This window comes from uncultured Shewanella sp., assembly GCF_947497935.1.
In the GTDB taxonomy this organism is placed as follows: domain Bacteria; phylum Pseudomonadota; class Gammaproteobacteria; order Enterobacterales; family Shewanellaceae; genus Shewanella.
Window position 1 is genome coordinate 84,707 of record NZ_CANMIO010000002.1, and the last position, 23,309, is coordinate 108,015.

Consider the following 23,309-nt stretch of genomic DNA (forward strand, 5'->3'; position numbering starts at 1 on the left):
TATCACTGCGCTGTCGCAGAGGAGTGAAAATGCAACTTAGTCAAGAAGATAGAATTTCCCCACAGGAAAAAAGTTCTGGCACCAATGGTCTAGCAATTCTGGCTATCGTTGCCGTTGTAGCGCTATCTGCTGGCGGCTACTACTACCTCAGTGGTAACGAAAAAGTAGAAGAGCCACAAATCATTGCGCCAGTGGTGATCCCCGATCCTGTTCCAGAACAGCCACTTGAAACTGAAGCTGTTCCCGAGCCAGAGTTAGAAATAGTTGAGGCCGTGCCTGTTCAGCTACCAGAAGTGGATCCCGTTCCTCAAGTTGAGCCACTGCCCGCGCTAGCCGATAGTGACACTTATGTGCATCAAAAAGTGACAGCCGTTGCCGATGGTATGGCGATTGAACCACTGTTGATTGAAGATAATCTGGTTCGCCAATTTGTGGTGTTCGTTGATAACTTAGCGCAAGGTGAGTTGGCTCGAAAAATGTCTCCGTTGAAGGCGCCTAGCAATAGCTTCACCGTATCAGAAATTGCTAATAAGACCTATATCAACCCTGACAGTTACCACAGGTATGACTTATACGCCGACTTCCTAGCAAGCTTAAATGACGAACAACTCGCCAAGACCTACAAAGAGATGACACCACTACTCGGTGAAGCATTTTCAGAGTTAGGCTACAGCGATACTTCATTCAATGACCGCATGCAGCAAGCCATCGAAGTCATGTTAGATGCACCAATTATCGAGCAACCCATCGAGTTAGATGGTGTCAGCGTTAACTATCAGTTTGTCGATCCCAAACTAGAGGCACTGCCTAATGCGCAGAAGTTAATGATCCGTATGGGACCAGAAAACTCACGTAAGGTAAAGTCAGCACTACGCCGTCTACAAAAACAGCTTAACTAACTCCCATCTCATCAAAGAGCCCTGAATTAACAGGGCTCGCTCGCAAAGCCAACATTTTTTCACCAACAGCTCACCTTCGAGCGACACTTGTATCGCAAAAGGCGTATTGTACTCATGATTTATGTTGTAGAATGGCCAGTGAATACCACGTTATATTTGATCACGTCGCCGCAATAGGCTTAATAGGGTCAAACATATCTTTTACTAGTCAGGGCAATACGAAAGGATATTCGTATCTGAGGCGATGCATTTGAAGTTCAGCATTCTTTCATGGGGCGCATGGTCGCCACATTACCAACACGCCAGCGAGTGGTTAAATTGGCCTGTCACAGCTTTAAACCAAGCGACTGAACAAGCAGCTGTGCCCAAGTTGGCTCATGTGCCAGCGATGCAACGCAGAAGACTCAGTCAGCTCACCAAAACCATGCTCGAAGCGATTAATCAATGCGCGCCAACCGAGCAATGCCGTAGCATTTTTGCCTCGCAACACGGGGAAATTAATCGCACTATCGGTTTGCTGAACGATATTGTCGATGAGTCAGCATTATCCCCCACAGGCTTTAGCCAGTCGGTGCACAATACCGCCAGCGGCATCTACAGTATCTTAAGCGGTAACCGGGCGGCATCCACCTCCATCGCCGCAGGCAAAAACACATTTAGCCAAGGGTTTATCGAAGCCTTTGGTCAGCTACACGCAGATCCAGAACCATTATTATTAGTCTATGCCGATGAGCCGGTGCCCCAGGTTTACCGTCAATTTTCAGCGGTTCCCGAGTGTGCTATCGCCACCGCCTTTATGCTCGCTCCCGCCAATGACACACAAGCTGCGCTAGCAACATTGACCTTAACCCCCATAAATGAACAGACCAATAACGAGCTCAGTATTGGCCTACTGCTATCGAGTTTGGCGGCTAAACAGAATATAAGCGGATCATTTTCTGGCTGGCATTGGGAGCTTGATTGTGACTAGTCCAGCTGCACACAAACAGCCTATCGCCCCTAGACTCTCTGGGCTCGCATATGTCCCACGTTGGTTAGGCGGTACCGCCTGCTATATGGTATTTGGACTCGGCGGCCTTCTCAGCTCATTGACCATACTACCAATCCTCAGGTTTTGGCCTGGCACTCCTCAGCAACGTATCGAACGTGTGCAGCGCGCAGTGCACATCATGTTTAAAGGTTTTGTACGCATGATGACTTGGGTAGGGCTTATCAATGTTACCTACGAAGATTTAAGCCGTCTCAGCAATGCCAAAGGCATGATAGTCACGGCTAACCATCCAACCTTAATTGATGTGGTTGTCTTAATCAGCTTAATGCCCAATGCTGGCTGCATTGTAAAGCAGAGTCTTTGGCGTAACCCGTTTTTGCGTGGTGTGGTCTCCTGTGCAGGCTACATCCCCAACCGCGGCGCAGAACTGTTACTGGACGACTGCAAGTCGGTGTTAGAACGTGGCACTAACTTAATCATCTTTCCCGAGGGGACTCGCACCGTTATAGGCAACAAAATTAATGATTTTGCCCGGGGAGCAGCCAATATCACCCTGCGTACTCGCAGCGATCTATTGCCTGTTTTTCTGAAAACCAATACCGTTGGCTTCAGCAAGCAACAAAAGTGGTATCAGCTACCGAGACGAACCATTGGCATTGATATCGAAATTGGCGAAACATTGCCTTATTTACGCTATGATGCTGAGGCCGGTGGCGATGCCAAAATGGCACGAAAGATGACTCGTGACCTCGAAAACTATTATAAACAACAACTAGATAGATACTTATGAGCTTAGATAACGAAATTAAACAACTAATCATCGACTGTCTGGATTTAGAAGACGTCAGTATTGATGATATCGACTCAGAAGCGGCACTATTCGGTGAGGGCCTTGGCCTTGACTCAATTGATGCGTTGGAACTTGGTTTAGCGATTAAAAAGCAATTTGATGTGAAGATTGAAGCCAACTCTGAAGCAACCAAACAGCACTTCTATAGCGTTGCTAGCTTGGTCAGTTTTATTGAGTCACAACGAGCCTAGGGGGCATTATGCAAAGTCGTGAACAGATCCTAGAGATGCTGACTCAAATCTTAGTCGACGAGTTCGAGGTAGATGCCGAAGACATCACCCTTGAGGCTTCTTTATACGAAGAGCTTGATTTAGACAGCATCGACGCCGTTGACTTGGTGATCAAATTGCAGCAGATGACAGGTAAGAAGATTAAGCCTGAAGAGTTTAAGGCCGTTAGAACCGTAGATGACGTCGTGTCAGCTATCGAAGGCTTAGTTAAGTAGTAATGCGACTCTTTCTGCAAATAGTGACGACCATAGTAGTGATAGGCTATCCACTAGCGGTGTATTTTGGTCTGCATTATTTGCCTGCTGGCAGTATCGCGCTCGCCTTGTGCGCCATCTTGGTCATACGGCTATTGCTGCAGCAACAGAAAGTGAAGGCGTTGATGTTGCCTATCCTAGTAGGAATAGGCCTCACCGCCGGAAGCTTTATCGCGAAAGAAAATAATTGGTTACTCTTCTACCCTGTGGTGATTAACCTCACCATGCTGGGCCTTTTTGGCTATTCACTAAAACGTGGCCCCAGCATGATTGAGCGACTCGCAAGACTAAAAGAGCCCAACCTACCCGATGAAGCTATCGGTTACCTCAATCGCGTCACCTTAATCTGGTGTGGATTATTCATCTTTAATGGTGCCATGGCGCTTTATACCGCGCTTTACACCAGTATCGAAACATGGACACTTTATAACGGGCTGATTGCCTACTTGCTTATCGGGTCGCTACTGGGTGGCGAATGGTTATACAGAACATTCTGGTTGAAAAAATCATGACGAATCTACTGAAATCTTGGCTATGTCAAGGACCTACAGCTCAGCAGCTAATTAGCTTCAATCACCACGATATTGTGACGGGTTCTGTATTTACTGCCCAAGTCGCTCAGCTTTACCAACAGTTAAGTGATTCTGACTCTAAACGCTGGTTACTGAGCTGCGATAGCAGCGACCTGTTTGCCGTCGGAATATGTGCAGGCTTGCTCGCGGGCAAACAGATTATCCTGCCCGCTAATGCCCAGGCAGGCACCTTAAGCCAGCTCACCCATGAGTTTGATGGCGTCCTCTCCAATATGCCAATTTGCGAAGGAAAGAGCTTTCTACGCTTAGATAAAGATCATAACCCGCCAAGTAACAACTGGCCTCAGTCACAAGAGTGGGGCGAACTAGTCCTCTTTACTTCGGGTAGCAGCGGTAAGCCTAAGCGAGTCGTTAAGACGATTGAACAACTCGATAGCGAAGTGAGCGTACTCGAACATACTTTTGCCCAGCATCTGCCCCACTGCAGCGTGATATCGACCGTCTCCCACCAGCATATTTATGGCTTACTGTTTAAAATCCTTTGGCCATTGGCCGCAAGCCGCCCCTTTTTAAGCGATTTGGTCGAATACCCCGAAACCCTAAGCTACTACGCCAACCTGTTCCCAAATTTATGCTTGATCAGCAGTCCAGCTCAACTATCTCGGCTTCCAGATGCACTCGACCATGAGCGCCAGCTGCGCGCACCAAGCTTAGTGTTTAGCTCTGGTGGCCCGCTAAGTTATGAGGCATCTAAAGGCGTGGCCGATTGTTACGGCCAAGCGCCGATTGAAGTATTTGGCAGTACCGAGACTGGCGGCATAGCCTATCGTCGCCAACATACCGCCAACTCGAGTTGGCAGAGCTTTGCCCCGATTGAGATCAGGCAAGATGAGGCCGACGGCGCACTGCTGCTAAAATCCCCTTACCTGTCAGACAACGACTGGCTTAAGTGTGATGACAAAATTGCCTTGCTGGCAGATGGTACATTTACCCTACAGGGCCGCTTAGATCGCATCATTAAAGTCGAAGAAAAGCGCCTGTCATTGGTACAGATGGAGTCACTGCTAGAGAGCCATCCTTATGTGGCAAAAGCCGCATTAGTCATGCTTGAGCAGCCTAGAGTGCAACTTGGCGCTGCCATCGAGCTTTCTGCTGATGGATTGCAGCAACTCGAAGCAAACGGCAAGCTGGCACTCAATAATCAACTCAAGAGTCACCTGTTGTCGCAGTTTGAGCGCGTAACCTTACCTAGGCGCTGGCGCTACACCGAACAGTTACCAGTAAACCCACAAGGTAAACGAGTGCAGGCGGACATGTTAGCCCTGTTCGATATCGATAAGTTTAAGAGCAAATGATTAAATCTAAATTGCCCCCTATCATCAGCTGTAAAGATGACCAAGACTCAGTAACTTGGACACTAGAAATAGCCGCCGACCTTGAGTTTTTCTCGGGGCACTTTCCTGAGCAGCCAGTACTGCCCGGTGTCACTCAACTCGACTGGGCGATAAGGCTAGGTTGCGAGCATTTCGGCTATCCGGTTAATGTTGCCACCCTTGAAGTACTCAAGTTTCAGCAATTAATACTACCCAATACCCAAGTTGATTTAAGCATTAGCCACAATGCCGCTAAAGCTAAACTCGTGTTTGCCTATAGTGACGGCGACAAGCGCTTCGCATCGGGGCGCATCGCACTCAATAGCGAAACAACTCAAGTTATCAATAGCACGGATAGCCACTAATGCGTCTTGCTCTCGTTATCCCCAACTACAATCATGCAGGTGCCATAGAGCAAACATTGCAACGCCTGGCAGCCTTTGAACTTCCCTGCTACCTAATTAACGATGGCAGTGATGATGAAACCCGCTTTCTACTGATAGAGCTGGCCGAAAAGTACGATTGGGTGACCTTATTACACCACCCTTTCAACCGTGGCAAAGGCGCGGCAGTGATGACCGGGCTACGCACCGCTTATGCCGATGGCTTTACTCATGCACTGCAGGTCGATGCCGATGGTCAACATGATTTAGACGATATTCCGGCAATGATAGAGCGTGCAGAATTAGCGCCAGAAGCGTTAATTTCAGGCCTGCCGCAGTACGACGATTCAGTGCCGAAAGGCCGCCTCTACGGCCGCTACATAACCCACGTCTGGGTGTGGATTGAAACCTTAAGTTTCGATATCCAAGACTCCATGTGTGGCTTTCGTGTATACCCATTAGCGGCAACCGAGAAGCTCTTTTTAAGCCACTCCTTGGGCGAACGTATGGACTTTGATATCGAAGTTTTAGTGCGCCTGTACTGGCAAGGCGTCAAGGTTATCCACCTGCCGACTAGGGTGATCTATCCCGAAGACGGGGTGAGCCATTTTCAAGGGCTTAAAGATAACGTGCGCATCTCACTGATGCACAGTAAACTGTTCTTTGGCATGTTGTTGCGCCAACCTAAAAAGTTGTTTCAAAGACTAAAGCAATCGCTCGCTGGCTCTAACCAAAATAAACATTGGTCGAACATGACCGAGCGTGGCAGTTATTGGGGCATTAAACTGATAGCCGAAAGCTACCGCCTTGGCGGCCACTGGCTATGCCGCGCCATTATGTACCCGGTGATCTGCTATTTCTTTTTAACGGGTACTACAGCACGCGCCGCATCGAAGCAGTTTCTAACTCATGTAAAGCACCTACAGCCGCATCATCCGCAATTGAGCGAGCCCCTGAGCTGGCGCGATAGCCTGAAGCACTTCTTCGCCTTCGGTAATGCCGCCCTAGATAGAATCGATGCCTGGTGCGATCGTATCAAACTCGAAGAGGTCGATTTCCCTAATCGTGAGATACTCGCTAGTCAACTAGCTGCAGGCAATGGCGCCGTATTACTGGTATCGCACCTAGGTAATTTAGAGCTGTGCCGTGCGATCTCAATCCACCAGCGCCAAGTTAAAGTCAACGTCATGGTGCTGACACAAAATGCCGAGAACTTTAACAAGGTACTCAAGCAGCTCAACCCCGATAGCTCACTAAACCTTATTCAAGTCACCGAACTCGGCCCGAGTACATCTATGCTATTGCAGCAAAAAATCGAAGCGGGTGAACTGGTAGTCATTGCCGGGGATAGAACCTCTTCGCAAACTGCTGGTCGCGTAATTTACCAAGACTTTCTGGGCGAGCAAGCCGCATTTCCGCAAGGCCCGTTCATTCTGGCAGGACTACTGGATTGCCCGGTTTATACCATGTTCTGCCTACGACAAAATGGTCGCTATCACGTGCATTTAGAGCATTTTGCCAGCACCTTAAAGGGCCCAAGATCTGGCCGAAGCGAGCGGCTCGAACAAGCCGTTAACGAATTTAGCAGGCGCTTAGAGCACTTCGCTCTGAGCGAGCCCCTGCAATGGTTCAATTTTTATGATTTTTGGCGCAAGGACGAAGAGTTCCAACGTGCCAAGGCGCAAAGCAATGATTGCAGTAGCAGCAATACAAAGGACAAGCAAAGCAAATGATGCAACAAACGACTCATAACCCTAGCCAACAAACAGTTAAATTTGGCTACAATAGCCTCTCACTTGAAGATGTGGTCGCGATTGCCAAAGGGGCAAAGGCTGAGCTTAACCAGACAACCGAATATCAGACCTATATCCAAAAAGGTGCACTGTTTATCGACAGTCTTCTGAAAGAGGAAGGCGTTGTATATGGCGTGACGACAGGTTATGGCGACTCTTGTACTGTTACTGTTGGTTTAGACTTGGTCCATGAGCTTCCGCTGCATCTGACGCGTTTTCATGGTTGCGGCATGGGCGACATTCTATCGCCAATGCAGGCGCGTGCCGTGATGGCATGTAGACTTAGCTCTCTGGCAATCGGTAAATCTGGTGTCACTTACGCGCTGTTACAACGTATTGAAACCTTGCTTAACCTAAACATCACTCCGGTGATCCCTGAAGAGGGCTCAGTAGGTGCCAGTGGTGACTTAACGCCACTATCTTACCTTGCAGCAGTACTTGTAGGTGAACGTGATGTGATTTATCAAGGTGAGCGACGTGCCACCAGCGACGTGTACCAAGAGCTCAATATTGTGCCACTAAAACTACGCCCGAAAGAAGGCCTAGCGTTAATGAACGGCACTGCGGTAATGACAGCGCTAGCCTGCCTTGCCTATGACCGCGCCCAGTATATGGCTCGTCTTGCTAGCCGCATTACTGCCATGGCGTCACTGACCCTAAAAGGTAACTCGAATCACTTCGATGACATCTTGTTTGCCGCGAAACCGCACCCGGGTCAAAATCAGATCGCAGCTTGGATCCGTGAAGACTTAAATCATCATATCCACCCGCGTAACTCAGACAGACTGCAAGACAGATATTCCATTCGCTGTGCGCCACACGTGATTGGCGTACTGCAAGACGCGCTGCCGTTTATGCGCCAGTTTATCGAAACCGAACTTAACAGTGCTAACGATAACCCTATTGTTGACGGTGAAGGCGAGCATATCCTGCACGGCGGACACTTCTATGGTGGGCATATTGCCTTTGCTATGGATGCGATGAAAAATGCGGTGGCTAACATTGCCGATCTTATCGATCGTCAAATGGCGCTAGTAATGGATCAAAAGTTCAATAATGGCTTACCTGCCAACCTTTCTGCAGCTAAAGGCAAGCGCAAAGCCATCAACCACGGTTTTAAGGCGGTGCAGATTGGTGTGTCAGCCTGGACTGCTGAAGCACTGAAGAACACTATGCCAGCCAGTGTGTTCTCACGATCTACCGAGTGTCATAACCAAGATAAGGTCAGCATGGGGACTATCTCGGCTCGCGACTGTATGCGCGTATTACAGCTGACAGAGCAAGTGGCTGCGGCAGCACTTCTGGCTATGTCGCAAGGCATTCGTCTGCGCATCGAGCAAGAGGAGCTAGTGCCAAGCTCGATTACTCCCTCATTGGGTAAGACTTTAGCTCAGATTGAAGAAGTCTTTGAGCTACTAACCGAAGACAGACCGCTAGAGCAAACACTGCGTTCAACCGTTGATAAGATCCAAACCAGTTACTGGGAAGTGTGCGGTTAATGAAAGGCATTTTGCACGCAGAGATAGAAGTAGAAATTCCATTTCACGATGTCGATTCGATGGGCGATAACTGTTGGCATGGACTATCTGTGAAAAAAATTAAGTTAGCTTCCGAACTAGGAGCCTATCAATGAAAGGTATCTTATTCGCAGAACTAGAAGTAGAGATCCCATTTCACGATGTCGATTCTATGGGCAATAACTGTTGGCATGGACTATCTGTGAAAAAAATTAAGTTAGCTTCCGAACTAGGAGCCTATCAATGAAAGGCATTTTGCACGCAGAGATAGAAGTAGAAATTCCATTTCACGATGTCGATTCGATGGGGATCACTTGGCATGGCAACTACCTGCGCTATTTTGAGTTGGTGCGCTGTAAGATGCTGGATAAAATCGGCTACGGTTACCGCGCAATGCAAGACTCAGGGTTTAGCTGGCCGATTGTGGATGTGCAGATAAAATACGTCCAGTCGAGTACCTTCGAGCAGACTGTTATCGTTAAGGCCGCGTTAGTCGAGTGGGAAAACCGCATCAAGATAAACTATCAAGTGCTCGATGCTCAAACGGGTAAGCGCATCACTAAGGGCTACACCATTCAAGCTGCCGTCGATATGCAGACTCAAGAGCTGTGCTTTGTCACCCCCGACGTTTTTCAGCAAAAGATTGCTGCGCTATTTGCCGCTGATAGCAGCCAAACTGAGTTGAGCTAATGAGACACCTATTGAGCCTAGTGTTATTACTGTTTCCGTTACTACTAAGTAGCAATACTCATGCAGCGCCTAGTGACACTCTCTCTAGCGATACAGCGCTATTTGAGCAGCAAGCCACTGAAGCCGACTTACTCAGCTTGAGTGAGCAACTCTCTCCTAGCCTGCAGGCAAAGGGGGAGTTTACTCAGCATCGCTATCTGAAGGTGCTGAAAAAGCCCTTAGTCAGTCAGGGCGAATTTATCTTTGCTAAAGATCTCGGGATAATTTGGCAGCAAACCACTCCCTTCGCCAGCACACTTATCCTAAAAGATAAGCGGCTTATACAGATAGATAGCCAGGGCAATGTTAGCATCAATGATGCTGAGCAAACTGGCAGTGGCAGTCAAATGAGTGATGTGATGCCAAAACTACTAAATGCCCTGTTAAGCGGTGATATTGAGCAGTTAGAGCAGCATTTCAACCTTAGCCTAGTTCGGGCCGAAACAAACTCAGCCGATAGTCTCTGGCAATTGGGATTACAACCAATCGATCCGCTAATCGCAAAGGCGCTACCCAAAATGGTGCTAATCGGCAACGAGAACATACAAAGCTTGGTGCTGTTCAGTGCCAACGGCGATCGCAGTGAAATTGCATTTTCAGCCATTGATGAACGCCCTCTTACCCCAAGCGATAAGGCTCGTTTTAACCCAACAAAACAACTTAAACCTGACGCTACCGTGACGCCAAAGGCTGACGCTCAGCTCACTGAGAGTAAGCAGCCATAATGAACTCCCTTTTGAGTCGTTTTTTAAGCCAAGCCAGTAATAAATTTCGATTTAGCCTCTGGCTTGCCCTCATTAGTATCACGCTAATCACGGGCTTTAGCTTGTGGCAAAGCGGCGCAAAAGTGCAAAGCGATATTCTCGCCATGCTTCCCAAAGTCAGCGAAAGCCCTATGACTCAAAGGGCTATGGCGCAGGTTGAGCAACAGTTGGCAAACCGTGTCTATTTAGGCTTTGTTAGTGACAACCAGCAGGCTGCAATCGATGCCGCCAAGCTAACAATGAAATCACTGAGACAAGACTCTGCCCCCGTCGCTTTTGTCGATATTAGTAGTGCCGATATGGCGCAAGCCGAGGCATTAAATAGCTATTACTTTAAACACAGATTTCAGCTACTAACCGAACAGCAGCAAAGCCTGCTACAACAAGGCCAATGGCAACAACTCACTCAATCGTCGTTAGAAAAACTCTATAACGCCTTTAGCTACGCTAATAGCGAACTGCTCAGCCATGATCCCCTACTACTTTACCCTGACTCCTTGATGGCGCTCGCACCATCACAACAGTTATCAGTGAAGCAAGGAGTGTTGCTTGCCACTATCGCACCATCGGCTGAAATTTCGCAGCCTCGCTTTGCCGCCATCGTGATGGCAAAAGGCAGTGATAGCGCGTTTAACCCCAATGCACAGCAACGCCAACTTACAGCGTTGCAAACGGCTTTCAACTCGGTTAACCAGCAAGATGCTGACATAGAAATCATTAAAGCTGGCGCACTTTTTCATGCCGCTGCTGCGACGGAAAACGCCAAGCAAGAAGTCTCCAGCATAGGGCTATTATCACTTATCGGCGTTATTAGCTTAGTCTGGTTAGCATTTCGCTCCTTCATGCCATTGACCATTGCCGTCATCACCGTCAGCACTAGCTTACTGCTTGCTGTTGTCACGACCGCCCTACTCTTTGGTGAGCTACACCTGCTGACCCTCGTATTTGGTACCAGCTTAATCGGCATATCGATCGACTACTGTTTTCACTACTACTGTGAGCGCTTAAACCACCCTAGCGACAGTAGCGAAACTGTCATTAAAAAGATTTTTGCAGCGATAACACTGGCACTAGTCACCAGTGTTATCGCCTATAGCGCAATAGGTCTCGCCCCTTTCCCGGGTATGCAGCAGGTCGCCGTATTCTGTGCATCGGGTTTAGTGGGCGCCTACTTAACTTTATTACTGGCTTACCCAACGTTGGCTGCGCGCCCACTCAAAGAGGCCAACACGGCACTGAACTTAGCCAACCAATATCAAGCCTTTATGCTAAACCGAGCCCTGCCCCAAAAGCCTGTTGCTCGATTAGTACTAGTAATCTGCAGTATTGGGTTTATCGGTATCGGCATCAGCCAACTCACGGCAAATGATGATATCCGCCAGTTACAACATACCCCGAGTGATATTCAAGCCGAGGAAGACCAGCTTCGCACCATATTGAGTGGCGGAACCGATAATCAGTTTCTGTTAGTCACCGCGGCAACACAAGAGCAGCTCAAACAGCAGCTAGAGGCCGTTGAACCGATTTTAGAGCGTGCCGAACAAGATAGGATCTTGGGCAATCATTTAAGCCTAAGCCGCTTCTTGCCCAGCCAGCAGGCTCAAGAGCGGAACTATCAGTTACAAGGGCAGATCTATCTTGAGCACTTAGATGAGATTATTGCCACTCTAGGTTTAGAGCCCAATATCAAGCCGCCTCTCATCGCTGAGTATCGCGCAGCTCACAGCAAGTTTATCACTGCCGATAGCTTCTTAAGCCATCAAGCTGGCGCCAGCTTTAAGCCGCTGTGGCTATCGCCACAATCGGACACAGACCAAGGCTATGGAGCCATAGTGTTGCTGGGTGGCATTACCCAGCTCGACGCCCTTGCCCAGCTATTTACAGGTAATAGTCACGTTCAACTTGTCGATAAGGTTGGCGATATCTCTACCGTAATGGGCCATTACCGACAGCTCACCTTAGCCTTACTCGCATTAGCCTTACTGGTTGCTGGGATCATTTTCACCTTTAGGTTTGGCGCCAAACTAGCAGCTATCGTCGTGGCTGTGCCTGCATTATCAGCCCTGCTGACCTTGGCGTGTCTGGGAATAATGCATAATCCCCTGACTCTATTTCATGCATTATCACTTATCTTGGTGTTTGGTATTGGTGTCGATTACAGTCTGTTTTTTGCCGAGTCGAAACAACAGACTCGCGGGGTGATGATGGCCGTATTTATGTCGGCAGTTTCGACCTTACTAGCATTTGGCTTGCTTGCCTTTAGCCAAACTCCAGCGATTAATGCTTTTGGCCTAACCCTGTTACTGGGGATTAGCTTTACCTTTTTGCTCTCGCCCTTTATTCAAATTTTTACAAGGAAGTCCGTTAATGCCGACTGATAAAGCTGTTCAGAATACGTTTGAAACGGATGCATCCGAAAGTGTCGATGTCGCCATTATTGGAGCGGGGCCCTCAGGCAGTATCGCCGCTAGCCTACTGCACGCTCAGGGAAAGAAGGTGCTTGTGCTTGAGAAACAGTACTTTCCGCGTTTCTCTATCGGCGAGAGCTTGCTCCCCTGCTGCATGACGGTAATCGACGAAGCCAATATGCTAGAAGCGGTAAACCGAGCGGGATTTCAATTTAAAAATGGCGCCGCCTTTAAGTACCGAGAGAGCTACACCACTTTTGATTTTACCGACAAGTTTACTCAAGGCCCCGGCACCACTTTTCAAGTTGAACGCGCTAAGTTCGATAAGCTGTTAGCCGATGAAGCGGTAAAACAAGGGGTTGATATTCGCTATGGACACACGGTTGAGTCGATCGATTTAAGCGCCGACCCAAGGCTTAAAGTCATTAACGATAAAGACGAGTCACAATGCATAGAAGCCAAGTTCGTGCTCGATGCCAGCGGCTTTGGTCGTGTATTACCTAAGTTATTGGACTTAGAAAAACCGTCCACCTTGCCGACTCGTAGCGCCGTGTTTAACCACGTGCGAGACAATATTACCGATCCGAGTTTCGATCGTAATAAAATCCTTATTAGCGTGCATCCTGATAACCAAGATATCTGGTATTGGCTAATCCCCTTTAGTGATGGCCGTTGCTCTGTGGGTGTTGTCGGCGAGCCGTATCAACTAGATGGTTTGCATGATGGAATTGATTGCGATCTAGACAGCATACTCAAGACAATGATCAACCAAGAGCCAGGGCTGAAAAAACTGCTGGCAAATGCCGAGTTAATTAATGACTCTGGGCTCCTAAAAGGCTACTCGGCTAACGTTAAAACATTGGCCACTGACAAGTTTGCGCTACTAGGTAATGCCGGAGAGTTTCTCGACCCGGTGTTTTCATCTGGGGTCACGATTGCGATGCAGTCGGCGTCGATGGCCGCGAGTACGCTTGTCAGACAATTAAACGGCGAGAGCGTCGATTGGCAACAAGACTATGCAAAACCTTTGATGAAAGGGGTCGATACCTTTAGAACCTACGTCGAAGCTTGGTATGACTGCCGTTTTCAAGATGCAATCTTTTTCGAAGATCCCGACCCTAAAATCAAACAGATGATCTGCTCTATTCTTGCAGGTTATGCCTGGGATGAGAAAAACCCATTCGTTAGCGAATCAAAGCGTCGTTTAAATATGGTTGTAGAACTATGTCGCGATTAAGTCTATTTATTATTAGTTCTCTGCTACTCACAGCCTGCAGCCACATCTTACAACGGCAGACTTGTGTCGAACTGGCACAAGACGTGAGCTATTGCCTTGCCCCCGTTGCAGAGCATATCGCGGCGCCTAGAACTGCAGGGCTTGAAACAAGCGCAATTAGCGTCACTCAAAAGGTCAGTATTGAGACCCAAGACAGCCAACATGAGCTGTTAAGTCAATTAGAGTTAGATCAGCAGCAATTAACCTTGGTCGGTCTCGCCCCCCTCGGGCAAGCCTTATTTACACTGACCTATGATGATCAGACTCTAGTAAGCGAGCAGAGCCAGTTGCTTGGTGATCAATTTCAGGCTGAATACCTGTTAGCTATTATGCAATTGATATACTGGCCCGACGCAAGCGTAAACCGCCACTTACAAGGGGCTCAAATTCAGCCATACAAATGTGACGCTCCACTGTGTCGTGGACTATTTTTTACTGGCAATGACGTTGATAATAGCTCTAATAATAGCTCTAATAATAGCGCTAATAATAGCGCTAATAATAGCTCTAATAATAGCTCTAATAATAGCGCTAACAATAGCCTTTACCTGAGTCAGCCAATAATTGAAATTCGCTACAGCAGCCTAGATGAGTGGCAAGCACAAGTTGAACTCAGCATTAAAGCTGCTAACTTCAAACTCGCCATCAGCCCGATTTAAAACTAATTTAGTGGAAATTTAAGTGAAGCCAACAACTCAAATCGCGATAACTCATTTAGGTTTATGTACACCTCTAGGGCATACACCTCAGGATGTACTCGACAACTTAGTTGCCGGTAACACTGACGGCATGCAGTGGCGAGATGACCTACTGTTTGAACGAGCGGTACTTGTTGGTCAAGTCGATGCCACGTTGCCTACCATCCCTGCGGCTTTAAAGCATTTTGATACTCGTAACAACCAGCTGACTCTACTCATCGCTCAACAAATCGAGCAAGCAGTCGAGCAAGCTAAAACCCAATATGGCAGCCAGCGGATCGGCCTGGTTATCGGTACCAGTACGTCGGGCATAGCCACTGGTGAGGCGGCGCTTGCCGAACAGCAAGGTTCTGGGAAGTTTCCTCAAGATTATGACTATTCAAAGCAGGAATTAGGCGACACCAGCCAGTTTCTACAAGCATACTTTGCTCTCACAGGCCCCTGCTATACCGTCTCTACCGCCTGCTCCTCGAGCGCCAAGGTCTTTGCCAGCGCCAAGCGCCTAATCAATGCAGACGTTTGCGATATGGTCATTGTCGGCGGAATAGATACCCTGTGTCAGCTCACTCTTAATGGTTTCCATTCTCTCGAATCAATCTCAGCCGGACACTGCCAACCCTTTAGCGCTAATCGTGATGGCATCAACATAGGTGAAGGCGGCGCACTGTTTACGTTAGAGAAAGTGGCAGTAGAACCCCCAGCGGCAGAGACTTCGTCTATTGTGCTCAGTGGTATTGGCGAGTCTAGCGATGCTCATCATATTTCAGCGCCTCATCCTGAAGGTCGTGGTGCGATAGCAGCCATGCAAGCCGCGCTAATGATGGCAGACTTACAGCCAGAGCAAATTGATTACCTCAACTTACATGGCACTGCGACCCAAAAAAATGATGCGATGGAAAGCCGCGCGGTACAGCAGGTGTTTACGCAAACACTGCCAGCTTGCAGCTCTACAAAGCCATTAACGGGCCACACCTTAGGTGCGGCAGGCGCTATTGAAGCCGCATTTTGTTATCTGCTGCTCAGTGATTACAATAAGCAGCATTATCTGCCGCCACAGATTTGGGATGGAGAACAAGACCCTAACGATCCCGCCTTACCACTGGTGAACAAAGGGCTGCAGAGCAAAGTCATCCATGTGATGAGTAATTCATTTGCCTTTGGTGGTAGTAATGCCAGTGTCATTTTGAGTCGAGTGAAGCAACTTAATGGCTAATGCTATAAACAATAACGCCTTAAACACTCGCCCTTAGACAAAAAACTAAAAGAGATACACCAAGATGTTTGATGCTACAAAACTTGCAGATCTCGATGTCGCGGAGTTTATCCCCCATCGTCAGCCAATGATCTTAATCAGTCAACTACTGAGTCATAGCCCTGATAGTTTACTGACGCAAACCGATATCTCGGCCTGCAGCCCCTATTTCGACGACCGCTTAAATGGCGTGCCCAACTATGTTGGGATCGAGTACATGGCACAAAGCATCGCGGCACTGGCAGGCGTTGAAGCCCATCTACGTGATGATATTATTCGCGTAGGATTCCTATTAGGCAGTCGAAAACTTAAGATGCACATCTCGCAGTTTGATGCAGGGCAAAGCTACCAAACTCAGGTGACTCGTCTCTACCAGGAAGAATCAGGGTTGGCGGTATTCGATTGCCAAATATTACATAACCAAGTGGTCGTCGCCGAAGCCAATGTGAATGTGTTTCAGCCCCAAGATACTCAGGCTTATATTGCCAGTACGAGCGACTGATAAATTGAAAAGACATAGCCGTAGCGCCAAATATAAAAGCGTTTTACAGAACAAGGTGGCTACGCAGGGAGTAACAAGATGACAAAACGAGTATTAATCACAGGTTCAAGCCGTGGCATAGGCAAAGCTATCGCACTCAAGCTTGCCGCATCAGGTTTCGACATTGCGATGCATTTTCATAGCAATCAAAGTGCAGCCGATACCACAAAAGCCGAGCTTGAGCTGTTAGGTATTAAGGTCAGCTGTTTGCAGTTTGATATTGCCGACAGAGCTGCAGTTAAACAGGCTATTGAACAAGATATCGAACAACACGGCGCTTATTATGGCGTGGTGCTCAATGCAGGCATCAATGCCGATACCGCTTTTCCTGCAATGACAGAAAGCGAGTGGGACAGTGTAGTACACACTAACCTAGATGGTTTCTATAACGTGATCCACCCTACCGTGATGCCTATGGTGCAAGGCCGCCTAGGTGGACGCATTATTACCCTAGCGTCAGTATCAGGTATTGCGGGTAATCGTGGCCAGGTCAATTACAGTGCATCTAAAGCCGGGATTATCGGCGCAACCAAGGCGCTTTCTCTAGAACTCGCGAAACGCAAAATTACCGTTAACTGCATCGCGCCGGGATTAATCGAAACCGATATGGTCAGCGATATCCCTAAAGAGATGGTCAACACTATCGTGCCAATGCGCCGCATGGGTAAGCCTTCTGAGATTGCTGGTTTAGCCAATTACTTGATGTCTGAAGATGCCGCCTACATCACTCGCCAAGTGATCTCGGTGAATGGAGGCATGATATGAGCCAAACCTCTTTTCCGCGCCGTGTAGTGGTAACTGGGATGGGCGGCATTTCAGCACTCGGGCATGACTGGCCAACGATTGCCGACAATTTAAAAGCTCAAAAAAATTGCGTAGTGCGTATGGATGAATGGGACAGGTTTGAAGATCTACATACCCGTTTAGCCGCGCCGATCACCGACTTTGAAGTGCCGAGCCATTATAAACGCAAAAAGATCCGCTCCATGGGGCGTGTATCGATTATGGCCACCCGGGCCAGTGAACTAGCGCTAATAGATGCTAACTTACTTGATGCCCCCGTGGTCACCTCTGGCGCTATGGGCATAGCCTACGGCTCATCTACCGGCAGTACCGATCCAATCATCGCCTTTGGTGACATGCTAAAAGACGGTGATATGTCTGGCGTTACCGCCACCAGCTATATCCGTATGATGGCGCATACAACAGCAGTGAACGTTGGCGTGTTCTTTGGTTTAAAAGGCCGCGTACATACCACCAGCAGCGCCTGTACATCAGGAAGCCAAGGCATAGGTTACGCCTATGAAGCCATTAAATATGGCCAGCAAGATCTAATGCTGGCTGGCGGCGGCGAAGAACTTTGCCCCACCGAAGCGGTTGTATTCGACACCCTATTTGCCACCAGCACCCAAAATGATACTCCAGCTGAAACGCCGCGCCCGTTCGATAAAAACCGCGACGGTCTGGTGATAGGCGAAGGTGCCTGCACACTGGTGCTAGAAGAGCTTGAACACGCTCAAGCTCGCGGCGCAAAAATCTATGCCGAAATAGTCGGTTTTGGTACCAATGCCGACGGTCTACATGTGACTCAACCAAATAGCGAGACCATGGAAACCGCCATTCGCTTAGCGCTGAAAGATGCAGCTATTACCCCTGATAGAATTGGTTATGTGAATGCCCACGGTACGGCAACCGATCGCGGCGATATCGCTGAAACTCAAGCAACCCATGCTGTATTTGGTGCTAAGCAACCTATCTCATCACTTAAGAGCTACACTGGCCACACACTGGGCGCTTGCGGCGCGCTAGAGGCCTGGGTGAGCATAGAGATGATGAATGAAGGCTGGTTTGCACCCACGCTAAACCTGACAGATATCGACCCTGAGTGCGGCGAACTGGACTACATCAAAGATGACATTCGTTTGCTTGAAACCGATTATGTGATGAGTAATAACTTCGCCTTCGGTGGTATTAATACTTCGCTGATCTTTAAGCGGTTTAAAAGATAGGACCTAGGTCCTAGGAAATGCTAAGAAAGGTCCTAGGGAAAGCAAAGACGAACGGCCTACGGCCTTACGGACGTGACTACGTCACTTACGGAAAAGATAGGAAAAGCAGGTCCTAGGTAAAACCGAAAAAGTATGTTTTTCTGTATGTCGGGATTTTGATTTTCCTAGTAGGGCGTAGCCCGTCCTCGCAGCGAAGCATCCTAGGATGCTCGTATCTTGTTTTAAAACTAAGAAATGGTAAAGGTGGTTCTTTTAGCTTTTGATTTTCCTAGCAGGGCGTAGCCCATCCTCGCAGCGAAGCGTCCTAGAACCTAGTACCTTGTTTTAAAACTAAGAAATGGTAAAGGTGGTTCTTTTAGCTTTTGATTTTCCTAGTAGGGCGTAGCCCGTCCTCGCAGCGCAGCGTTCTAGAACCTAGGTCCTTGTTTTAAAGCGCAGCGTCCTAGAACCTAGGTCCTTTTTTATAGCTGATTTTCATCGTTAATTTCCCTTCTCTAGCCATAAACCTATAACCAGCACAAACCAAGCATTAGAAAAAACTTATTGAATTTAATCTAATTAAAGGTTTAAATATCAGCATAAGTTTGATAGGAAAACTCAAGGTAGAGTAAAAATAATGAAAACGACAATCTCAAAGTTATCGACCAAACCTGCTGGCGAGCAATGCTGGCAACTGATAGAAAAAGGCGCGACTGTGATTGATGTGCGATCGCCGCAAGAGTTTGCTGGTGGTCACCTGCCGCAAGCGATCAACGTTCCTTTAGATACCTTAGATACTTGGTTGCACAAGCTTGAAAATCGTCAGCAAGTGTTTGTGCTCTATTGCGGCGCTGGCATTCGCGCCCAAAAGGGCTGCGATATTTTAACGGCTAACGGCTTAGAGAGCGTGATCAACGGCGGTGCACTAAAAGATCTACTCAGCTGTCAGCCTAAAAGCTAAAATCATCATTTAAAGCAGAGCTCGCAACTAGTTAAGGTTTAAGTTGAACTGACGCCTTACTGACATACAGCCCTGAAAAGCTGGCACATAGCTTGTCATTGCAAAAGAGCTCGACCTCTATACGCACCTTTACTCGGCGGCCTAATGCGAGTTTTGATAGGTCACACTCAGGCCATTTAACCTTAGCAATTGGCTGGCTGTCGATGGGGGCGATATAACGCACATTGGCGTCAGCCAAGACGATATCACCATCAACATTAGCCAACTTCTGTTGCAGCCATAACATGCCCCAACCAGTCAGCGTCATAAGAGTATAAATACTGCCAGCAAACATGGTCTGATGCAGGTTAATATTAGGCTCTAGTGGAGCTGAAACCTCAAAAGTATCACCATCAAACGCCAACGGTGCTATCTGCATAAACTCACTAACAGGTATGGTTTGATGCCAAGTTTGTTGCAACTGTTCTAGTAATGTTTGATAGTTTGACTCTGTCATCTACTTTCCTAATACCAGCCTTCCCCCTGCGGACGCAGTACAGCTCTACACCTGCAAATTAAAGGTCACTGGGCCGTCGTTAACTAATGATACTTTCATGTCTGCAGCAAACTGACCCGTCTGGGTGTTCACGCCTTTTGATTTACAGAAATCGACAAAGGCCTCGTAGAGTTCACGGGCTTGATCTGGCGTACCTGCACCTGAAAAACTCGGGCGCAGTCCACGGCCAGTATCGGCAGCTAAGGTAAACTGCGATACCACTAACAGACTGCCACCTACCTGCTCAAGGTTAAGATTCATCTTGCCATTCTCATCAGAAAACACCCTATAGCTCATCACCTTAGTGGCCAGCTTTTGCATCTTCTCGATGTTATCCTCACGCTCAACACCGAGTAACACCAACAGGCCTTTATCTATCTCACCGATAGTCGCGCCATCAACGACAACTTTTGCTTCACTCACACGTTGAATTAAGGCAATCACGTACACACTCTCCAAAAAAATTAAATATTTAAAAGTAAGGACCTAGGTTCTAGGACGCTACGCTGCGAGGACGGGCTTCGCCCTGCTAGGAACAGCAAAAGCCAAAAGCATCACCTGCGCTCTTAGTTAGCTTCCCGCTTTTCCCATCTTTTCCGTAAGCGCAGCGTTCCGTAAGGCCGTAGGCCGTTCGGCTGTTAACGTCTTAGCTTTCCCTAGGACCTAGGACCTTTCTTTTCTTTTCCTAGAACCTTGTTTACTTAAATCGACTGAATGTTCTTCATCACTGGAATAGGCTTGATCACATCTTCAGCGCCTTCCGGTAACGACTGGCCGACCTGACGTAAGCCTTCATCGGTCCAAAGAATAAAACGGCGGATCTCTTCCATGCTGATGGTATCTACAAATGTTGCCGCACCTTGCACCTGAATAACTGCACCTTGATCACGGACGACAAATTTAGCGAAGTTCAGCTTCTGGTTAAGGGTGCCAATCATAAACAACATCTCTTTGCTGCCCACATACTTAGGATGAATGGCATAAAAGCGATTCATCATGATGCGATCTATACCATCAGGATTGATGCTAGGCTGCAAAATAAATTGGTTGTTATCGAAATTTACAGCCACCCCATTAGGACCCGCGCGAGATGCCAAATAATTTTTACTTAACAGTGCTTCTAGCAGCTTAGTTGTGGCTTCTTCGTTAGACAAACCGCCTAAATCAACACTTTCAGGCCCTTTAACTACGACCTCTGCCTCTGCCTCTGCCTCTGCAGTGTTTTCAGTCGAAGCACATGCCGTTAACCCCATAGTGAGGCTCATAGTTAAGCCTGCAACAATCAGTTTTTTCATAGCGTCTATATTTCCTTATCTATTGTTTGGCCATTTCCCGTATGGCATCTGTTACCGCTTTAGCCATCTTAACATCGGCCAAAGCGTGATACCCGCCTTTAATCTCAGTCACTTTTACCAACTGGCTCGCCCTGCCTTTAAAGAAGTCTTGTAACACCTTAAAGGGGCAGACCCAGTCCATTTCACCTTGCAGTACGTATGTTTGACACTGAATCAAAGGCAATTTAACGATGAGTTTTTCAAATGCACCAAAGTAATCATTAGCTACATAATAAAGCTCAATGCTTGCTAGAGACTGACTGAAAGGTGCATTGGGTTCGCCGAGCATGCAGCCGGGATAGGCTAAAGCCATCTCCCAACCGAGCCAGCGTCTGGTAGAATCGTGCCGGATCTCTCGGCACTCATTCTTAAGTCTTGCACGATAATGAGCGAGTAGAGTCTCGAGCTTTTGGCATTCAACACCCTGAGTAAAAGCGCTATATTCATCTTTAAACAAACGGGCTGCACCGCTATTACCATAGAGCCATTCAATGCCAGCGGGGTTAGGGACAAACAAACCCCACAGTACTTGTGATATCACTCGACTGGGGTAACAGGCAGAATAAAGCAGAGCTAAAGTTGCACCAAATGAGCCTCCCGCTAGCATCCATTGCGGAACATTAAGCCAACAACGAACCCGTTCTATATCATCCAACAAGGTGTGCAAATTATTATGCCTAAGCTCACCGCGGGGGCGAGAACGCCCTGCGCCGCGCTGATCGAGCAAAATAACTTGATAGACAGACAGGTCGAAGAGTTTTAAGTCTTCCGTGCTGCAACCGGCTCCCGGACCACCGTGTAGATACAGCAGTGGGATCCCATTGGGATTACCGTACTGCGCTACATACAGTTGATGCCCTTCCCCAACATCTAACCAGGTTCGACGAAGGAGTGGCGGCTGCACGACAGACATTAATCCTGCTTACCCGACTTGGTTTGATCGTCTTTATCGATTTGCTCAGCCTGCTTATCTTGGCTAGGCTCATCGGCTTTAGTTTCAGTTTTAGTTTCGGTTTTAGTTTCGCCTTGAGCCTCGGCTAGTGCGGTTTCACGGATCAGCTGACACTCATGCAAGTATTCAGGTAGCCCCGCGGTGATCTCTGCGCCGACGAGTACGATTACCCAGGAAACATAGACCCAAACAAACAAAATAGGAATGGTCGCTAAGGCGCCATAAATCGCCTCATAACTGGGGAACTGAGTCACGTAATAGGCAAAGCCCTTCTTACCCAACTCAAACAGCATCGCAGCCACTAACGCACCTAGCAGTGCATGCAGAAACTTAACCTTTTTGATCGGCACGACCATATACAGGAGCAAGAAGGCCGCCACAGAAAACAGCATAGGTAAGCGCTCTATCAATATTGGCACCACACCTGAAAGCTCGGTTTCACTAAATAGCTTTAACGACACAATATAGGAGGTCGCCACTAAGCTTGCCCCCACTAGTACAGGCCCTAAAGTCAGCACCATCCAATACATAGAAAATGACACCGCCGCCTGACGCTTCTCTTTGGTACGCCAAATACTATTGAGCGCCTTATCGATAGCCGAGATCAGCATCAATGCCACCACCATTAAAGCGACTATACCGACGCTAGTGCCCTTAGATGCGTTGGCAACAAACTCGTTAATGTAAATTTGTACCGTATCACCCGCGGCTGGCAAAAAGTTGTCGTAAACAAAACCCTCTAACTTTTCACGAATACCTGAAAAAACGGGAAACGCAGACAACATGGAAAACATCACCGCGACAATCGGCACCAAAGACAGCAAGGTGACATAGGCTAAGTGCCCTGCCTTGATGTTAACTTGGTCCTCTTTGAAGCGACTGAGTAGATGTAAGAAAAATGCCAAAATGCTCAGTAAAAAAGAACGAACCTGATTTATCGCTATCTTATTTTTCACTTGTTACTCTTGATTCTGTTAAAGTTAGTCTTAATTCATTAGTCGATAAATGATCTGCGGATCATTATCTTGGTACAATAAAGCTTATAACC

General features: G+C 47.8%; 26 protein-coding genes. 21 read left to right on the top strand and 5 right to left on the bottom strand.

Annotated features, from left to right (window positions below; translation table 11 throughout):
- Positions 1-29: 29 nt before the first annotated feature.
- The 21 genes from Q1A86_RS02545 (at position 30) to Q1A86_RS02645 (ending at position 19,440) form a co-directional block, all read left to right on the top strand.
- Positions 30-899, top strand: coding sequence for a DUF3014 domain-containing protein (locus Q1A86_RS02545; protein WP_299802711.1), 870 nt, complete (start codon positions 30-32; stop codon positions 897-899).
- A 244-nt stretch (positions 900-1,143) separates the two neighbouring features.
- Positions 1,144-1,869 carry a beta-ketoacyl synthase chain length factor gene (locus Q1A86_RS02550; RefSeq protein ID WP_299802719.1) on the top strand — a complete coding sequence of 242 codons (726 nt, stop codon included), beginning with the start codon at positions 1,144-1,146 and terminating at the stop codon, positions 1,867-1,869.
- Positions 1,862-2,680 (top strand): 1-acyl-sn-glycerol-3-phosphate acyltransferase, encoded by an 819-nt coding sequence (locus Q1A86_RS02555; protein WP_299802724.1) that lies wholly within the window; start codon positions 1,862-1,864, stop codon positions 2,678-2,680. Before Q1A86_RS02550 ends, Q1A86_RS02555 begins: the two co-directional genes overlap by 8 nt.
- Entirely contained in the window at positions 2,677-2,931 is a 255-nt protein-coding gene (locus tag Q1A86_RS02560) for a phosphopantetheine-binding protein (protein WP_248999947.1), read from the top strand. Before Q1A86_RS02555 ends, Q1A86_RS02560 begins: the two co-directional genes overlap by 4 nt.
- A gap of 8 nt (positions 2,932-2,939) precedes the next feature.
- Complete coding sequence (locus Q1A86_RS02565) at positions 2,940-3,185, top strand: acyl carrier protein (protein ID WP_299802725.1); 246 nt, start codon at positions 2,940-2,942, stop codon at positions 3,183-3,185.
- 2 nt (positions 3,186-3,187) lie between these two features.
- A complete protein-coding gene (locus Q1A86_RS02570) occupies positions 3,188-3,736 on the top strand; it encodes a hypothetical protein (RefSeq protein WP_299802726.1) in 549 nt (182 codons plus the stop codon).
- Positions 3,733-5,112 (top strand): AMP-binding protein, encoded by a 1,380-nt coding sequence (locus Q1A86_RS02575; protein ID WP_299803130.1) that lies wholly within the window; start codon positions 3,733-3,735, stop codon positions 5,110-5,112. Before Q1A86_RS02570 ends, Q1A86_RS02575 begins: the two co-directional genes overlap by 4 nt.
- Entirely contained in the window at positions 5,109-5,495 is a 387-nt protein-coding gene (locus tag Q1A86_RS02580) for a thioester dehydrase (protein ID WP_299802727.1), read from the top strand. The genes Q1A86_RS02575 and Q1A86_RS02580 overlap by 4 nt, the downstream gene beginning before the upstream one ends.
- Entirely contained in the window at positions 5,495-7,246 is a 1,752-nt protein-coding gene (locus Q1A86_RS02585; RefSeq protein WP_299802728.1) for a glycosyltransferase, read from the top strand. Before Q1A86_RS02580 ends, Q1A86_RS02585 begins: the two co-directional genes overlap by 1 nt.
- The gene (gene hutH / locus Q1A86_RS02590) at positions 7,243-8,805 is read left to right on the top strand and encodes a histidine ammonia-lyase (protein ID WP_299802729.1); all 1,563 of its coding nucleotides are present in this window, start codon (positions 7,243-7,245) and stop codon (positions 8,803-8,805) included. Before Q1A86_RS02585 ends, hutH begins: the two co-directional genes overlap by 4 nt.
- 130 nt (positions 8,806-8,935) lie before the next feature.
- Complete coding sequence (locus tag Q1A86_RS02595) at positions 8,936-9,070, top strand: hypothetical protein (RefSeq protein WP_299802730.1); 135 nt, start codon at positions 8,936-8,938, stop codon at positions 9,068-9,070.
- The gene (locus tag Q1A86_RS02600; protein WP_299802731.1) at positions 9,067-9,513 is read left to right on the top strand and encodes a thioesterase family protein; all 447 of its coding nucleotides are present in this window, start codon (positions 9,067-9,069) and stop codon (positions 9,511-9,513) included. Before Q1A86_RS02595 ends, Q1A86_RS02600 begins: the two co-directional genes overlap by 4 nt.
- Entirely contained in the window at positions 9,513-10,277 is a 765-nt protein-coding gene (locus tag Q1A86_RS02605) for an outer membrane lipoprotein carrier protein LolA (protein ID WP_299802732.1), read from the top strand. Before Q1A86_RS02600 ends, Q1A86_RS02605 begins: the two co-directional genes overlap by 1 nt.
- The gene (locus Q1A86_RS02610; protein ID WP_299802733.1) at positions 10,277-12,694 is read left to right on the top strand and encodes an MMPL family transporter; all 2,418 of its coding nucleotides are present in this window, start codon (positions 10,277-10,279) and stop codon (positions 12,692-12,694) included. The genes Q1A86_RS02605 and Q1A86_RS02610 overlap by 1 nt, the downstream gene beginning before the upstream one ends.
- On the top strand, positions 12,684-13,961 hold the full coding sequence (locus Q1A86_RS02615) for an NAD(P)/FAD-dependent oxidoreductase (protein ID WP_299802734.1): 1,278 nt from the start codon (positions 12,684-12,686) through the stop codon (positions 13,959-13,961). Before Q1A86_RS02610 ends, Q1A86_RS02615 begins: the two co-directional genes overlap by 11 nt.
- Positions 13,949-14,659, top strand: coding sequence for a DUF3261 domain-containing protein (locus Q1A86_RS02620; RefSeq protein ID WP_299802735.1), 711 nt, complete (start codon positions 13,949-13,951; stop codon positions 14,657-14,659). Before Q1A86_RS02615 ends, Q1A86_RS02620 begins: the two co-directional genes overlap by 13 nt.
- Before the next feature lie 22 nt (positions 14,660-14,681).
- The gene (locus Q1A86_RS02625; RefSeq protein ID WP_299802736.1) at positions 14,682-15,911 is read left to right on the top strand and encodes a beta-ketoacyl-[acyl-carrier-protein] synthase family protein; all 1,230 of its coding nucleotides are present in this window, start codon (positions 14,682-14,684) and stop codon (positions 15,909-15,911) included.
- Positions 15,912-15,975: 64 nt separating this feature from the next.
- Positions 15,976-16,452, top strand: a complete 477-nt coding sequence (locus tag Q1A86_RS02630) for a thioester dehydrase (RefSeq protein WP_299802737.1) — start codon at positions 15,976-15,978, stop codon at positions 16,450-16,452.
- Between the two features lie 78 nt (positions 16,453-16,530).
- Positions 16,531-17,256 carry a 3-ketoacyl-ACP reductase FabG2 gene (locus tag Q1A86_RS02635; RefSeq protein WP_299802738.1) on the top strand — a complete coding sequence of 242 codons (726 nt, stop codon included), beginning with the start codon at positions 16,531-16,533 and terminating at the stop codon, positions 17,254-17,256.
- Positions 17,253-18,500 carry a beta-ketoacyl-ACP synthase gene (locus Q1A86_RS02640; RefSeq protein WP_299802739.1) on the top strand — a complete coding sequence of 416 codons (1,248 nt, stop codon included), beginning with the start codon at positions 17,253-17,255 and terminating at the stop codon, positions 18,498-18,500. The genes Q1A86_RS02635 and Q1A86_RS02640 overlap by 4 nt, the downstream gene beginning before the upstream one ends.
- A 613-nt stretch (positions 18,501-19,113) precedes the next feature.
- Positions 19,114-19,440 carry a rhodanese-like domain-containing protein gene (locus Q1A86_RS02645; protein WP_299803132.1) on the top strand — a complete coding sequence of 109 codons (327 nt, stop codon included), beginning with the start codon at positions 19,114-19,116 and terminating at the stop codon, positions 19,438-19,440.
- A 31-nt stretch (positions 19,441-19,471) separates the two neighbouring features.
- Here Q1A86_RS02645 and Q1A86_RS02650 read toward each other — a convergent pair whose 3' ends face one another.
- The 5 genes from Q1A86_RS02650 to Q1A86_RS02670 form a co-directional block, all read right to left on the bottom strand.
- Entirely contained in the window at positions 19,472-19,936 is a 465-nt protein-coding gene (locus Q1A86_RS02650) for a thioesterase domain-containing protein (protein ID WP_299802740.1), read from the bottom strand.
- Positions 19,937-19,981: 45 nt separating this feature from the next.
- Entirely contained in the window at positions 19,982-20,419 is a 438-nt protein-coding gene (dtd, locus tag Q1A86_RS02655; RefSeq protein WP_299802741.1) for a D-aminoacyl-tRNA deacylase, read from the bottom strand.
- A 257-nt stretch (positions 20,420-20,676) separates the two neighbouring features.
- Entirely contained in the window at positions 20,677-21,270 is a 594-nt protein-coding gene (locus Q1A86_RS02660; RefSeq protein ID WP_299802742.1) for a hypothetical protein, read from the bottom strand.
- Positions 21,271-21,289: 19 nt separating this feature from the next.
- Complete coding sequence (locus Q1A86_RS02665) at positions 21,290-22,222, bottom strand: alpha/beta fold hydrolase (RefSeq protein WP_299802743.1); 933 nt, start codon at positions 22,220-22,222, stop codon at positions 21,290-21,292.
- Positions 22,222-23,217, bottom strand: coding sequence for a virulence factor BrkB family protein (locus tag Q1A86_RS02670; RefSeq protein WP_299802744.1), 996 nt, complete (start codon positions 23,215-23,217; stop codon positions 22,222-22,224). The genes Q1A86_RS02665 and Q1A86_RS02670 overlap by 1 nt, the downstream gene beginning before the upstream one ends.
- Positions 23,218-23,309: the final 92 nt, after the last annotated feature.

Excerpts from the sequence above, each read along its gene's own strand:
- Q1A86_RS02545 (WP_299802711.1), top strand. The coding sequence starts at position 30 with ATGCAACTTAGTCAAGAAGATAGAATTTCCCCACAGGAAAAAAGTTCT.
- Q1A86_RS02550 (WP_299802719.1), top strand. The coding sequence starts at position 1,144 with ATGCATTTGAAGTTCAGCATTCTTTCATGGGGCGCATGGTCGCCACAT.
- Q1A86_RS02560 (WP_248999947.1), top strand. The coding sequence starts at position 2,677 with ATGAGCTTAGATAACGAAATTAAACAACTAATCATCGACTGTCTGGAT.
- Q1A86_RS02565 (WP_299802725.1), top strand. The coding sequence starts at position 2,940 with ATGCAAAGTCGTGAACAGATCCTAGAGATGCTGACTCAAATCTTAGTC.
- Q1A86_RS02570 (WP_299802726.1), top strand. The coding sequence starts at position 3,188 with ATGCGACTCTTTCTGCAAATAGTGACGACCATAGTAGTGATAGGCTAT.
- Q1A86_RS02575 (WP_299803130.1), top strand. The coding sequence starts at position 3,733 with ATGACGAATCTACTGAAATCTTGGCTATGTCAAGGACCTACAGCTCAG.
- Q1A86_RS02580 (WP_299802727.1), top strand. The coding sequence starts at position 5,109 with ATGATTAAATCTAAATTGCCCCCTATCATCAGCTGTAAAGATGACCAA.
- Q1A86_RS02585 (WP_299802728.1), top strand. The coding sequence starts at position 5,495 with ATGCGTCTTGCTCTCGTTATCCCCAACTACAATCATGCAGGTGCCATA.
- hutH (WP_299802729.1), top strand. The coding sequence starts at position 7,243 with ATGATGCAACAAACGACTCATAACCCTAGCCAACAAACAGTTAAATTT.
- Q1A86_RS02595 (WP_299802730.1), top strand. The coding sequence starts at position 8,936 with ATGAAAGGTATCTTATTCGCAGAACTAGAAGTAGAGATCCCATTTCAC.
- Q1A86_RS02600 (WP_299802731.1), top strand. The coding sequence starts at position 9,067 with ATGAAAGGCATTTTGCACGCAGAGATAGAAGTAGAAATTCCATTTCAC.
- Q1A86_RS02605 (WP_299802732.1), top strand. The coding sequence starts at position 9,513 with ATGAGACACCTATTGAGCCTAGTGTTATTACTGTTTCCGTTACTACTA.
- Q1A86_RS02610 (WP_299802733.1), top strand. The coding sequence starts at position 10,277 with ATGAACTCCCTTTTGAGTCGTTTTTTAAGCCAAGCCAGTAATAAATTT.
- Q1A86_RS02615 (WP_299802734.1), top strand. The coding sequence starts at position 12,684 with ATGCCGACTGATAAAGCTGTTCAGAATACGTTTGAAACGGATGCATCC.
- Q1A86_RS02620 (WP_299802735.1), top strand. The coding sequence starts at position 13,949 with ATGTCGCGATTAAGTCTATTTATTATTAGTTCTCTGCTACTCACAGCC.
- Q1A86_RS02630 (WP_299802737.1), top strand. The coding sequence starts at position 15,976 with ATGTTTGATGCTACAAAACTTGCAGATCTCGATGTCGCGGAGTTTATC.
- Q1A86_RS02635 (WP_299802738.1), top strand. The coding sequence starts at position 16,531 with ATGACAAAACGAGTATTAATCACAGGTTCAAGCCGTGGCATAGGCAAA.
- Q1A86_RS02640 (WP_299802739.1), top strand. The coding sequence starts at position 17,253 with ATGAGCCAAACCTCTTTTCCGCGCCGTGTAGTGGTAACTGGGATGGGC.
- Q1A86_RS02650 (WP_299802740.1), bottom strand. The coding sequence starts at position 19,936 with ATGACAGAGTCAAACTATCAAACATTACTAGAACAGTTGCAACAAACT.
- Q1A86_RS02660 (WP_299802742.1), bottom strand. The coding sequence starts at position 21,270 with ATGAAAAAACTGATTGTTGCAGGCTTAACTATGAGCCTCACTATGGGG.
- Q1A86_RS02665 (WP_299802743.1), bottom strand. The coding sequence starts at position 22,222 with ATGTCTGTCGTGCAGCCGCCACTCCTTCGTCGAACCTGGTTAGATGTT.